Here is a 12455-nt window from a genome sequence, read left to right as displayed (position 1 = left end):
TCCTTGTCGACGTCGACAATCGATTCGACCGTCGATGTTCGACAATGCTCCTGGGGGTTTACATGGATCCGATTTCACGACGCAGCGCTTTGAAAGGCCTCGGCCTGGCGGCGGGCTTGGTCACGCTCGGTTCGTCCGGTGCGGGTCTCGCGTTCGCGCAACCTTCACCGACGGAGTTGCGAGTGCTGGCAATCAACACCTGGCTCAACGGGACCAGGATCGACAACGGTCTCGAACTGGTTGCCGGCATCATCCAATCGACCGGCGCATCGGTGGTACTGCTCTCCGAAGCTCGCACCGCCGCAGCGGATCTGGTAGTCATCCTGGAAAGGCTGGGGTTGAAGTTCTATTCGGCACCCAGCGAAGACACCGCCGTGCTGTCCCTGTATCCGATCCAGGAAACCGGCTTGTTCGAGTACATGACCAAGGCAGTGATCGCGCCGGGCGGTGTGCCCATCGCCGTGTACGCCGCCCACCTCCAGTACCAGTGGTACGCAACCTACCTGCCGCGCGGCTACGGGGCCGGAGTGCCCGAACCCGGCCGGTTCGCCGAGTACGGCTGGGACAAGATACCGACCGGCCCGGTCACCGACGTAGCGGCGGTCACCCAGATCAACGACGAGTCCGGACGTCCGACCGAGATCGCCGAGTTCATCGCCGACGCCGCGCTGGAACAGGCCAAAGGTCGGGCCGTCATCCTCGGTGGCGATTTGAACGAACCGTCGACACTCGACTGGACCCCGGCAACCAAGGATCTGTTCGACCACAACGGAGTGGTGCTGCCGTGGGGTTCCACCCAGCGGCTGAGGGATGCAGGCTTCGTCGACGCCTACCGACACCTGTACCCCGATCCGGTCACTCATCCCGGATTCACCTGGCCTACAGACAATCCCGATGCCTCGGTGTCGTCACTCACGTGGACACCGGAAGCGGACGAGCGGGACCGAATCGACTACATCTTCGCCGGCCCGTCACCGCAGCTGACGCTGACATCGGCCGGCATCGTGGGCCCACGCGGATCGATCGTCCGCAATCAGCGGGTCGAAGAATCGACGGCCGACAACTTCGTCTCCTCACCGCTGCCGTGGCCGACCGATCACAAGGCAGTCATCGCGAGCTATCGACTGGGTTCGGGCCCGATCGGCTTGCCTCCGACTTTCGGGTCGTCCGGCGGTCGGTGACCGGAAGTCGCGAGCGAGATCGCAAGCGACCGATCCTCTTTCGCCTCGACCAACGGGTGAGGTTCCGCCGCGAATCGTCCGGCCGAGCCCTGGGCGCGTGCGATACCCGCGATACCGCCCCACACCATCATGGTCAGGTAGTCGACGAGTTCGTCGGCCGACATGGTCCGGTCGTAGATCCACCAATGTGATGCCAATCGAACCGCGCCGATCATGGCGAAGGCGATCGGCATTGCTCCTGCCGTCGAGAATTCCCGAGTTCGCAGTCTGTCGGCGGTCACCGCACTGAGCACGTCCGCGATCAGTTGCTCCGACGCGGTGATGATCTCGCGATTGTTCGCGGCGGAGTTGTTGGCATGGACGTAGATGTAGATCTCGGGATCGGTGGCTACCGTCGTGACGTATGCCGCGATCACTGCACGGGTGAGTTGATACTCGTCGAGATCCTCGGAGAGTGCTTCGTGAATCCGCGGCACCAGCACCGTCTCGATGTACCGTTCCATCGCGGCGTCGGTCAAGCCCTTCTTGTCGGTGAAGTGCTTGTAGAGAACAGTTTTCGAGACGCCGTTCTCCATTGCGATCTCGTCGAGCCCGACGGCGTGCCCATGCCTGCGGATCGCTGCCAAAGTGCCGTCGAGCAGCTCACGACGCCGCGTGATCCGGTGATCACGCCACCGGTGACTGCGCCCGTCCACCTTCGTCGCTGCGGTCACGCCTGCTGCGCGACTGCCGCGAACCGTTCAACAGAATGGAGGCAACCAGTTCCGGGTCGTCCGTCATCGGCACGTGCCCCAGCCCCGCATAGGTCGTGACGTCCGCCTGCGGAAAGGTCTGCTGTACCAGCGGTGCCTGATACACCGGCAGCACCCAGTCTCGACGGCCCCATGCGACGGTGACGGGGACACTCTCGTCGACCGGAACGCTGAAGCGCGGCACTGCATTACCGGCCGCGTCGATCGCCCTGTTGGTGGTGATGCTCGACGCGTCGATCGTGGCCGTGGCCGCCGGAACTCGCCACGGCTTGGCATAGAAGACCGAGTTCGCGATCGTACGACCGACGACGCTCTTCATGACGGCAGGCGCGATCGGACCGATCAGTCGGGACAACGCCCTCAGCAAGCGAAAGACGAGCAGTGCCCGCGTCTGATCCCAGTGTCCGCGAAAGAAACCGGCAGGCGACAGTGCGGTGGCAGAGGCCACCGACCCTCGGGCCGCGAGTTCGAGGGCGAAATAGCCGCCGAGAGAATTGCCGGCCACGTGTGGCTTTTCTCCGTCCACCGAGACCTGCTCGAGGAATCGCTCGAGTTCGACGACGATCCATGGACCGAGATCGAAGTCCTCGGTGGGCAGTTCGGGCGAATCACCGTGTCCGGGCAGGTCGACGGTCACCACTCGCCGATGGCGCGCCAGTGCGTCGACGACGCTGTCCCACGCATGCTGCCGGTGCACGATGCCGTGGATGAGTACCAACGTCGGCCCCTCCCCTCGGATCGTGTGCGCGAGAGCCCGGCCATCGATATCGAAAGTCACTGCAGTCCACTCTCTGTCGTCTACGCCGTGAAAACGTCTACTGCCTCGGGACCGGCCACCTGGCTCGGCACGGTCCGTCCGAACGTCATGGATTCGGTGAGGTCGTCGAATCGAGCGTCGATTCGATCGAGAATATAGTTCTGGCGTACGGACCACGGGCGTTCGGTTCCCGATTTCGGCAACTGGTCGAGCGACCTGGTGACATATCCGGACGCGAGATCCACGACCGGTCGGGCGGTCAGCTTCTTGTCCTGCCGGTTCGGAATCGCGCGGGTATGACCGCGAGATCTCATGTGAATCAACAGTTTCGCCACGGCTTGCGCGGTCATGTCGGCCTTGAGCGTCCACGATGCGTTCGTGTACCCGATGGACCAGGCCACGTTGGGTACGTCCTCGAGCATGTGGCCCTTGTAGACGAACTTGTCGTGCACTTCGACGCGCGCGCCGTCCAACGACAACTCGATACCGCCGATCGCCTGCAGCTTCAATCCCGTTGCGGTGACGATGATGTCGGCCGGGATCTCGTCACCCGATTCCAACCGAATCCCATCGGCGGTGATCTCGGCGATCTTGTCGGTCACCACGGTCGCGCGACCGGAGCGAATGGCCTTGAAGAGATCGCCGTCGGGCACGACGCACAGTCGCTGGTCCCAGGGGTCGTAGGTCGGGTTGAAGTGCGTGTCGACGTCGTACCCGCGTGGCAGCTGAGCCTTCGTCATCGCGCGAAAGACCTTGCGGGCCGTCTTCGGTGCGCGGCGGCAGAGCTGGTAGGAACCGACCATCAGCAGGGCGTTGCGCCAGCGAAGTGCGCTGTGGGCGAGCGTGTCCGGCAGTAGTCGCTTGGTGATCGTGGTGAACGGATCGGTCATCGGTAATGACGCGATGTAGGTCGGTGAACGCTGCAGCATCGTCACCGATGCCGCATCGGCAGCCAACGATGGCACCAACGTGATTGCGGTTGCACCACTTCCGATCACGACGACCTTCTTGCCGGAGTGGTCGAGGCCCTCCGGCCACTGCTGCGGATGCACGACCTGTCCGGCGAAGTCGTCCAGTCCGGGTATGTCGGGAGAGTATCCGCCCGCATAGTCGAAGTAGCCGGTGCACAGGAGCACGAATCTGCTGCGGTAGCGCTTCGGCACGCCGTTGGACACGGTGTCGACGGTCCACAGATCCGTCGACGAGTCCCAGTTCGCCGCGGTGACCATGGTCGAGAAATGCGTGTGCTCGTCGATGCCGTTGGATTCGACGGTGTCGACGATGTAGTTGCGGATGTCTTCGCCGTGAGCGAGCAGGGTGTCGCCCTGCCACGGAGTGTGCGGAAACGCGAAGGTGAAGATGTCACTGTCGGAACGAATACCCGGGTAGCGGAACAGGTCCCACGTGCCACCTGCTCGCTCGCGCCCTTCGAGAACGGCGTAGGTCATTTCGGGCGCCATCTGCTGCAGGCGATATGCCGCGCCGACCCCCGAGATACCGGCTCCGATGATGAGCACGTCCTTGAAGTCGTCTTCGATCGAACTGCCGATCTCGGGCCACTGGCCTGGACTCTTCTTCACGTCGCACCTCGCTGTCTTGCCGAACTCCATCGAGGTTCGCGCCGGAAGCAGCGGCACCGCGACTTACATCACATAATGTGCCATTGACGAATGGCGATGTCAATGCCAGTCTTTTGGTACACCGAAGACAGGAACTCTCATGAACCGCACACGTCCCATTGGAAGCAGCGACCGATGACTCCTGTGGTGGTCGGGGCCGCAGGAGTCATCGCCCTCGTCCTGTTCACTTCACGCGGCGCAGGCATGGACTTCGACCGACGCTCTCTGGCCGGCGCGTACAAGCCGGTGCGCTCGACGTTGTCGAAGCGACTGCGGACGCGTCGACGCACGTGGTGAGCTCGGGAGCGGTCCGTTCCGTTCTGTGACATCACCCGACGTGGGCGAGTTCGATCAGTACGCTCGGACCCATGCCCGATCGGAAGTACGCAGGCAGATCCCCACAGGAGCGTTCCTCCGAACGTATTACCCGTCTGATGGATACCGGGATCGGTCTGTTCGGCACGCACGGATACGCCGCGACGACGATCGGCATGTTGTGCTCGGAATCGAACGTGTCGACCCGTCACTTCTATCGCGAGATCGGAAGCCGGACGGAGCTGCTCAAGAAGATCGTCACCACCTTGAATCAGGACGGCGAGCGCGCTGCGCGAGACGCACTGTCCGGCGACGGTCAGCAATCGGCGGTGGCGTCGATCGACGCCGCGATCCGGGCGTACCTCGGCGTCACGTGTCGCACCCGGATGTCGGCTCGGGTCTGCTACGTCGAGGTGGTCGGAGTCAGTACCGATATCGAGCTGTGGCGCATGAATCAGCGAGACGTCATCGTCGAGATGTTCGGTTCCCTGACAACTGCCGCCGCAGCACGAGGAGAACTGCCCGACAGAAACTATCGTCTGGTCATTCTCGCGATCATCGGCGCCGCCAATATCTTCGCCCAGGAGTGGGCTCTGAGCTGCAGCTCGAGTGCCGAACCGACCGATGACACCTTCACCCCGTACATCGACACCCTCGTCGAACTGGTCACCGCCGCGCTGCGGACGCCCCGACCCGTATAGCCCGACCGTCGATAGTGACCCATCACACTCCTGCTCGACGTATGTTTCGGAGCAGCTGGATCGACTCATACTTATCGGCGTCGTCCGCGACGCCCCCAGCTCCGGATGTCCGGAGACGACCTACACGAAAGAGGTACGCACCGATGGCCGACTTCATCGACAAGGCTCAGCACAAGGCAGAGGAACTGGCCGGGACTGCGAAGGAGAAGGCCGGCGAGGCAACCGGTGACGACAGTCTTCGCGCCGAAGGTGCCACCGACCAGGCCAAGGCCAACACCCACCAGGCCGCCGACAAGGTTCCGACGTCGCCGAGAATGTTGCCGATTCCGCGGCCGGCGCAGCAAGGAGGCCAAGCATGCCGCCTCCGACGTCGCCGACAAGGCGGCCGACGTGGCCGAGGACGTCAAGGACACCGTCAAGGACAAGGTCGGCAACGTCGATGCCGACGACGTGAAGGAGAAGGCCTCCCAGGTCGCCGACAAGGCAGCCGACAAGGCCTCCGCCGTCGCCGACGACGTGAAGAACAAGGTTCGCAACATCGACAGCGAGGATGTGGCCGAGGCCGCGAAGGTCGGTACTCCCGTCATCGCCGCCATCGCAGCCGTTGCCGGTGCTGTCGCGTTCGTGCTGATCCGTCGACGCAACCGTCGCAACAGCGCTGCGCACCTGTTCGTGCCGTCGAAGCGCACCACCCGCAAGCTCGCCAAGAAGGCTCGCAAGCACAGCTTCTGACGGTAATTGCACGAGAGAAGCCCCGCCTCCCGTTCGAGGCGGGGCTTCTCTCGTCTCTACAGCGGCTTGAGTGCCCGGCTGGGCACCCAGTGCGTGACGGTTTCGCTTCGGTCTCGTGACATCAACTCGTACGTGACGCGACCGAGCCAATCCCCGTCGACGGTGATGGACCATTCGACCAGATCTCCCGGTACGACGCGTCGCACATCGAATCCCTCGGGGTTGAACTTCGACGAGTGGTGCGGCGGAAGCGGGTAGAGGATGTTGAGGTCGATCCAGACCTTCAGCGGTGGTCGGAGCAGCTTGAACGGCCGCACGGCAGACGCCGGTCGAGGTTGCGCGCGCCGTGCCATCGTTCGATCATACGTTCGATTTCTACACCGATCCACCGCCCCGGAGAACGAAGAACGGCCACCCGCACGCGAGGTGCGAGTGGCCGTTGTTCGGTGTTACGAGGATCAGATGCCGAGCGATCCCGCCAGGAACGGCCAGGAGTTGTGCAGGTCGTCCTGCCAGTAGCCCCACGAGTGGTTTCCGATCGGGCGGAAGTCCACGGTGGCCGGGATTCCGAGCTGGTCGAGCCGCTTGGCCAGGTTCGAGGTGCAGAAGTTGGTGGCAACTTCGATGCCGCCGCCGACGATGACCTGGTTGGCGAGCGTCGCCGGGTCGTTCTTCAGACGCGGGTTGGCGTAGGTGTCGTTCGGTGCACCGGGCAGGCCGCTGCCGGTGCTCATGTAGATCTGCGTTCCGCGGAGCTTCTCGGCGTTGAGCAGCGGATCGTTCTCGCGCCACACGGGGCCGTCGAGCGGTCCCCACATGTTCTCGACGTTGCCGCCGCCGTAGGTCTCGACGACGAGCTTGACGAACTGCTGACCGATGGGGTCGGAGGTCTGAGCGCAGCCGCTGTACGCAGCGACGCCGGTGAACTTGCCCGGGTACTTGATCGCGATGTTGAGAACCGAGGTGCCCGTCATGGACAGTGCTGCGAGCGACTGGCGGCCGTTGGTGTCGAACTGGGCGTCGATCAGCGGGGGCAGTTCTTCACCGAGGAAGGTGCTCCACTTGTTGCTGCCGAGCTTCGGATCGTCCTGGATCCAGTCGGTGTAGTACGACCACTTGCCCTTCTGCGGAGTCACGATGTACGCGTTCTTGTCCGAGAGGAAGGCCTCGGCGTCGGTCTGCGACTGCCACGATGCGGCATCCTCGCCGCCGCCTGCGCCGTTGAGCAGGTAGAGCACCGGGCGGGACACGCTGTCGTCGGCCGGCTTCTGCACCGTCACCGGAATGGTGCGGTTCATCGACGCCGAGAACACCTGGAGCTGAACCTGGCGGTTGTCGAGAGTGTTCACCGATTCGATCCGCGATCCGTTGCTCGACTGCGTCGTGGCCGCAGGCAGTTCGTCTGCGGACGCGACGGGCGTCATCAGCGCGGTCGGAAGAATCGCCACTGCGAGGGCGACGGCCGTAGCCGAACCGATTCGCCGGAAGCCGTGTCGTCGAGATCGTGGCACGCTGTTTCACCTTTTCGTCGAGTTACACCGGTCGAGTCTCTACATCGGCCGAAGATGAGGTGACGTTACCTCGAGCAACCGACCGGTAAGTTATGGACCGGACGAATCCGAGACTCGATCGTGATGCTCGCGGTCGTCGTGTCGAATGACGACAAGGCAACCCACGATGACGATCATCGCGACCACCACGCCGACGGGTAGCGGCGAATACAGCCAGACGATGGGCCGCACATAGTCCTCGGGCGTGCCGTCCGTCCATCCGAATTCCCGCGGCGGCACCGGAGCCGACACCCAGAACAGCGTCAGCGCGAACGGAATCAGCGGACCGATGCTCGACGCCACCGTGCGGGTGGGTTGCATCGACCCGACGGCCAGGCCGAGGGCGACGGGATATAGAGTGCAATAGGCAACGGTTCCAACGACATTGACCGCACTGTCGTCGATCGCAAGCAGACCGGTGGCCGTGACCACGGCCAGCAGCACGAGCGCGGGGGTCGACAGGTCTCGGCGCAGGCCAATCCCTACCGCCGCAACGAACAGCGACGCAGAGATCGGCAGCACCCACCACGACGCGTCCGACCATCCCAGCGAATTGACCCCGGACGCCGCGATCGCCAACCCCAGCATCATGTATCGGCCGTCGCGGCCACCGAGGTCGAACGCGACGGCGTAGGTAAGGAGGACCACGATCGCGACGGCGAACATCCACATGGTCACCGTCGACGTCGTGTTGCCGAGGTAGGTATAGGCCGTCAGACAGACGAATCCCAGCACGAGAGCGGCCACCGCGTCGGAGGATTCGAATCGTCCCACGGGTGCGCGCCGGACGGCCACGAGCAGGACACCAGTGGTTGCGAGCAGGAGGAGCAGCGGGACGGTCGATTCGACGTGCTGCGGTGCCAACCCATCCATCCATCGTCCCTCACGCGGTCCGCGTAGCGCAGAGATCGCGTGGTAGAACAACATCGAGCCCAGCAGCCCGACCGCGATGCCTGCAGACGGAAGTCTGCGTCCACTGGCGACGAATCCGCAGACGCCGACCAGAACGCCGGCACCGAGGGCGTTGGTCGTCACCGCTTGGTTGGACGCGATCGGTGCGAACGACGGCAGCGCAATCACTACCGCCCCGAGCGCGGCAGCCACTGCAGCCGACACCCGGGGGCGTCGGCGATGAACTACCGCGAGCACGACCACAGCGGCCATCACCGCGAGGGTGCCCGCCCACTGCGCGGTGACGAATGCCCCGTACCACTTGCCCGAGGACTCGATGTGGAACAAGTCCTGGCCGAGCGATTCGCGAATCGAGTATCCGGCAACGAATCCACCGCATACCGTTGCCACAACTGGCCCGTACCGATCCGCGATCATGTCTTCAACGTAGAGGTATTCCCTCGGAACGGGTGTCTGTGGTCTATTGGGTGCCAGCCCCAGCGAAGGAGTCGATCGAGATGTTTCGTCGCACAGCCGTCATCGCGTGCGTCATTGCAGGTGCCGCCGCTCTCGGCATGGGAACGGCCGCCGCCGACGAATGGCCCACTCCGCCGCCGTATCCGAGTCCGACGGCCCCACAGGATGTCACCGGCTTCCTCACTCCTCAGGACCCGGACTACTGGAACCCCTTCGTCAGCAAGAACAGACTGACCTCGCCCTACGGCAACAGCACTCGCATCGTGTGCACCGGTTTCCATGGCGTGTTGCTCGAGTGCTGGCAGGCCGACTCGAACGGCAACCCGCACAAGCTGATTCCGCTGAACATGAACTACCCGGGTTCGACGGGTCAGCTGTTGCCCGGCGGCGGGCCCGGGCACTTCGTCTACCCCGGCTTCATCCCCGGCATCGGCTGATCCGCACCTGACCGTTCACTACCGTCGACCGATCGCGGATTTCCGCAGATCGGCGACGGTACTGAACAGTGGGGTGCGCTCAGTGGTACGGCTTACGCGCCGTTTCCGGGTCGCCGTAGGTGATGGCCCGTTCGCGTCGGGTGCCGGTGGCCAGGGTTGCGGCCCAGTTGATCAGCGTCCCGACGCGATTGCGGTTGCCGGCCAGGAACGCGATGTGGATGACGCCCCACGAGACCCAGCCGAGGAATCCGGACATCCGTAGCGGCCCGGCCTGTACCAGAGCGTGACCGCGGGCGATGTAGCCGCGGTGCCGAGGTCTCGATACTTGAAATCCTTTCGCACAGAACCGGACAGGTCTGCTGCGATCGCCGCACCCGCCGCTCGGCCGCCCTGCATCGCCACTTCGGCTACTCCCGCAAGCTTGTTCAGCGACATGATGTCTCCGACGACGAACACCGTGCGATGCCCTGGGATCGAGAGGTCCGGTTGCACCGCGATGCGTCCGGAGCGATCCTGCTCGACGCCCATCGCGTCGGCGAGTTGCTTCACGAACGGTACGGCTTCGACGCCTGCGGTCCACAGCACGGTGTGGGTGCCGTAGCGAGTGACGGTCTTGGGTTCGGCCTTGGCCGTCACCTCGACGTCGGTGGCCGTGACGTCGGTGACGTGAACTCCGAGATGGGTTTCCACGCCTACCGCGTCGAGCGTGCGCTGCGCTTTTTTCGTCAGGGAGTCGGGGAACGATTCGAGAACGCGATCGCCGCCGTGAAAGAGCAGCACTCGCGCTTCCGACGGGTGGATGGCGTCGAACTCTTTCGCCAATGCCCTGGTGGCGAGTTCTCTTATCTGCCCGGCCAATTCGACTCCGGTCGGACCTCCCCCTGCCACGGCGAAGGTGAGCCAGGGTCGGCGTTCGTCGGCGGTGGGCAGGGATTCGGCCATCTCGAAGGCGGAGATCAGCTTTCGCCTGATCGCGAGGGCATCGTCGAGGGTCTTCATGCCCGGTGCCCACTGCACGTATTCGTCGTGGCCGTGATAGGCCTGCTGCATTCCGACGGCGACGACGAGGTAGTCGTAGGGCAGCTCGAACGTCGAGCCGTCGAACCGACTCGCCGTCACCACTCCGCCGTCACCCACTGCGGTCACGGACGTCGCTTCGCCCAATGCCACATGCACGTTCTTCTGCTTACGCAGCAGGTGTCGCAGTGGACTGGCGATCGATCCCTCGGACACCAGACCGGTGGCGCACTGATAGAGCAGCGGCTGGAAGACGTGGGAGGTGCCGCGTTCGAGCACGGTGACGTCGACGTCCTCACCGCGTAGGCGACGGGCCGCGTGGAGCCCACCGAATCCCCCGCCGATGACCAATACCCGTGGACGTGCCATGTGAACGCTCTCCCTCGGACGGACCCGCAGAGAAGGACTCTCCGATATCGCAGCCTACTCGAGCAGAATTCGATTCGACCCGCCCCTTTCCAAGCATACCCAGAGGGGGTATGTTCGAGCCGTCACCCAAGATACCCCCTAGGGGTATGCGAGCAAAGGCGGAGAAATGGAACTGTTCACCAGCAACTATCGAGTCACCGGCATGACCTGCGGCCACTGCGAAGCTCGATCACCGAAGAGGTCGGCGAGCTCGCGAGGTGGAGTCCATGGTCGTGTCCGCCGCCAGTGGGACACTGACCGTGGTCGGTACGCCGGCGCTCCACGAGTCAGACGTCATCGCCGCGGTCCGACAGGCCGGCTATTCGGCCGTCGCGGATCCCTCCAGTTCACACCATTCGTAGCCGCCGAACTCGTCAGCGGGAAGGACCAGCACGATGACCCACACGCACACGCACACGGAACACTCGACACATTCGGAACACGAAGGACACCAAGGACACAGCGACCACGCTGGGCACGGCGATCACGTCGGGATGTTCCGACGCCTGTTCGCCATCATGGTCGTGCTTGCCGTCCCCGTCGTCCTCGCGTCCGACATGTTCGCGATGCTCGTCGGATACCCACTGCCCGACGAGCCATGGATCGCCTGGATCTCCCCGGTGCTGGGCACCGTGATGTTCGCCTGGGGCGGTTCTCCGTTCCTCACCGGCGCAGTGAGCGAAATCCGTTCGCGCGCTCCGGGCATGATGCTCCTCATCGCACTGGCGATCACCGTCGCGTTCGGTGCATCGATGGGCGCAAGCCTGGGCATCCTCGATCATCAGCTCGACTTCTGGTGGGAGCTGGCCCTGCTGATCGTGATCATGCTGCTCGGGCACTGGATCGAAATGCGATCGCTGGCGCAGACCACATCCGCGCTGGATTCTCTGGCAGCACTGCTGCCCGACACCGCTGAACGCGTCGAGAACGACGATGTCGTGCAGGTATCCCCGGACCAGCTCCGACTCGGCGATGTCGTCGTCGTCCGTCCCGGAGGACGGGTGCCCGCCGACGGCACTGTCGTCGCCGGCTCGGCGAGCATGGACGAATCGATGATCACCGGTGAATCGAAGACGGTCCGTCGCCGCGAAGGCGATCAGGTCGTAGCGGGAACAGTGGCCACCGATTCCGGCCTTCGCGTACAGGTCACCGCCGTCGGGGAGGACACCGCCCTCGCCGGAATCGGCCGGTTGGTTGCCGACGCCCAGAACTCGACGTCGCGAGCTCAACGCATTGCCGACACCGCAGCGGGGTGGTTGTTCTGGTTCGCCCTCGGATCGGCCGGCTTCACCGCCGCCGCGTGGACACTGTTCGGGATGCCCGACGACGCCGTTGTCCGCACGATCACGGTGCTGGTCATCGCCTGCCCGCACGCACTCGGTTTGGCGATCCCGCTGGTCGTGTCCATCGCCACCGAACGAGCCGCCCGCGGCGGCGTGCTCGTCAAGGACCGGCTCGCACTCGAAACCATGAGGACGGTGGACACCGTGCTGTTCGACAAGACCGGCACTCTCACCAAAGGCGAACCCACCGTCACCGCGATCGAGGTGACCGCCGGCCGCAGCCCCGACGACGTCCTGGCGCTGGCTGCAGCCGCGGAAGCCGACTCCGAGCACCA

Annotated in this window: 12 protein-coding genes and 1 pseudogene; 6 read left to right on the top strand and 7 right to left on the bottom strand. The window is 64.2% G+C overall.

Going from position 1 to position 12455, the window contains the following annotated elements:
• Window positions 1–62: 62 nt before the first annotated feature.
• Window positions 63–1181 (top strand): endonuclease/exonuclease/phosphatase family protein, encoded by a 1119-nt coding sequence (locus RHBS_RS04770; protein WP_121871057.1) that lies wholly within the window; start codon window positions 63–65, stop codon window positions 1179–1181.
• On the opposite strand, the gene RHBS_RS04765 is transcribed toward RHBS_RS04770, so the two are convergent.
• The 3 genes from RHBS_RS04765 to RHBS_RS04755 are packed head-to-tail and all read right to left on the bottom strand — an operon-like array spanning window position 1118 to window position 4270.
• On the bottom strand, window positions 1118–1894 hold the full coding sequence (locus RHBS_RS04765) for a TetR/AcrR family transcriptional regulator (RefSeq protein WP_128644948.1): 777 nt from the start codon (window positions 1892–1894) through the stop codon (window positions 1118–1120). The two genes, RHBS_RS04770 and RHBS_RS04765, sit on opposite strands and share 64 nt — an antisense overlap.
• Entirely contained in the window at window positions 1848–2711 is an 864-nt protein-coding gene (locus RHBS_RS04760) for an alpha/beta fold hydrolase (RefSeq protein ID WP_237669009.1), read from the bottom strand. Before RHBS_RS04760 ends, RHBS_RS04765 begins: the two co-directional genes overlap by 47 nt.
• 20 nt (window positions 2712–2731) lie before the next feature.
• On the bottom strand, window positions 2732–4270 hold the full coding sequence (locus tag RHBS_RS04755) for an NAD(P)/FAD-dependent oxidoreductase (protein WP_306303513.1): 1539 nt from the start codon (window positions 4268–4270) through the stop codon (window positions 2732–2734).
• A gap of 174 nt (window positions 4271–4444) precedes the next feature.
• On the opposite strand from RHBS_RS04755, the gene RHBS_RS28745 reads away from it, so the two are divergent.
• The 3 genes from RHBS_RS28745 (at window position 4445) to RHBS_RS28740 (ending at window position 6176) form a co-directional block, all read left to right on the top strand.
• Window positions 4445–4606, top strand: coding sequence for a hypothetical protein (locus RHBS_RS28745; protein WP_183130260.1), 162 nt, complete (start codon window positions 4445–4447; stop codon window positions 4604–4606).
• Between the two features lie 71 nt (window positions 4607–4677).
• On the top strand, window positions 4678–5325 hold the full coding sequence (locus tag RHBS_RS04750; protein WP_121871060.1) for a TetR/AcrR family transcriptional regulator: 648 nt from the start codon (window positions 4678–4680) through the stop codon (window positions 5323–5325).
• Window positions 5326–5366: 41 nt separating this feature from the next.
• The gene (locus RHBS_RS28740; protein WP_306303514.1) at window positions 5367–6176 is read left to right on the top strand and encodes a CsbD family protein; all 810 of its coding nucleotides are present in this window, start codon (window positions 5367–5369) and stop codon (window positions 6174–6176) included.
• On the opposite strand, the gene RHBS_RS04740 is transcribed toward RHBS_RS28740, so the two are convergent.
• From RHBS_RS04740 to RHBS_RS04730, 3 genes are all read right to left on the bottom strand, one after another.
• The gene (locus RHBS_RS04740; RefSeq protein ID WP_121871062.1) at window positions 6114–6410 is read right to left on the bottom strand and encodes a hypothetical protein; all 297 of its coding nucleotides are present in this window, start codon (window positions 6408–6410) and stop codon (window positions 6114–6116) included. The genes RHBS_RS28740 and RHBS_RS04740 overlap by 63 nt on opposite strands.
• A gap of 105 nt (window positions 6411–6515) precedes the next feature.
• Window positions 6516–7481 carry an alpha/beta hydrolase gene (locus RHBS_RS04735; RefSeq protein WP_374700532.1) on the bottom strand — a complete coding sequence of 322 codons (966 nt, stop codon included), beginning with the start codon at window positions 7479–7481 and terminating at the stop codon, window positions 6516–6518.
• 177 nt (window positions 7482–7658) lie between these two features.
• The gene (locus RHBS_RS04730) at window positions 7659–8936 is read right to left on the bottom strand and encodes a hypothetical protein (RefSeq protein ID WP_121871063.1); all 1278 of its coding nucleotides are present in this window, start codon (window positions 8934–8936) and stop codon (window positions 7659–7661) included.
• Between the two features lie 80 nt (window positions 8937–9016).
• Here RHBS_RS04730 and RHBS_RS04725 point away from each other — a divergent pair, with 80 nt between their 5' ends.
• Window positions 9017–9412 carry a hypothetical protein gene (locus tag RHBS_RS04725; protein WP_121871064.1) on the top strand — a complete coding sequence of 132 codons (396 nt, stop codon included), beginning with the start codon at window positions 9017–9019 and terminating at the stop codon, window positions 9410–9412.
• 79 nt (window positions 9413–9491) lie between these two features.
• On the opposite strand, the pseudogene RHBS_RS04720 reads toward RHBS_RS04725, so the two are convergent.
• Window positions 9492–10798, bottom strand: a pseudogene (locus tag RHBS_RS04720) (NAD(P)/FAD-dependent oxidoreductase).
• 434 nt (window positions 10799–11232) lie between these two features.
• Here RHBS_RS04720 and RHBS_RS04710 point away from each other — a divergent pair.
• A partial coding sequence (locus RHBS_RS04710) for an HAD-IC family P-type ATPase (RefSeq protein ID WP_128644947.1) occupies window positions 11233–12455 on the top strand: 1223 nt, incomplete at its 3' end.

Source organism: Rhodococcus sp. BS-15 (genome assembly GCF_000813105.1).
Lineage (GTDB): Bacteria > Actinomycetota > Actinomycetes > Mycobacteriales > Mycobacteriaceae > Rhodococcoides.
The sequence above is the reverse complement of the archived record's forward strand: the minus strand, read 5'-3'. Positions and strand labels throughout refer to the sequence as shown.

Excerpts from the sequence above, each read along its gene's own strand:
- RHBS_RS04770 (WP_121871057.1), top strand. The coding sequence starts at position 63 with ATGGATCCGATTTCACGACGCAGCGCTTTGAAAGGCCTCGGCCTGGCG.
- RHBS_RS28740 (WP_306303514.1), top strand. The coding sequence starts at position 5,367 with ATGTTTCGGAGCAGCTGGATCGACTCATACTTATCGGCGTCGTCCGCG.
- RHBS_RS04730 (WP_121871063.1), bottom strand. The coding sequence starts at position 8,936 with ATGATCGCGGATCGGTACGGGCCAGTTGTGGCAACGGTATGCGGTGGA.
- RHBS_RS04725 (WP_121871064.1), top strand. The coding sequence starts at position 9,017 with ATGTTTCGTCGCACAGCCGTCATCGCGTGCGTCATTGCAGGTGCCGCC.
- RHBS_RS04735 (WP_374700532.1), bottom strand. The coding sequence starts at position 7,481 with ATGACGCCCGTCGCGTCCGCAGACGAACTGCCTGCGGCCACGACGCAG.
- RHBS_RS04750 (WP_121871060.1), top strand. The coding sequence starts at position 4,678 with ATGCCCGATCGGAAGTACGCAGGCAGATCCCCACAGGAGCGTTCCTCC.
- RHBS_RS28745 (WP_183130260.1), top strand. The coding sequence starts at position 4,445 with ATGACTCCTGTGGTGGTCGGGGCCGCAGGAGTCATCGCCCTCGTCCTG.
- RHBS_RS04740 (WP_121871062.1), bottom strand. The coding sequence starts at position 6,410 with ATGGCACGGCGCGCGCAACCTCGACCGGCGTCTGCCGTGCGGCCGTTC.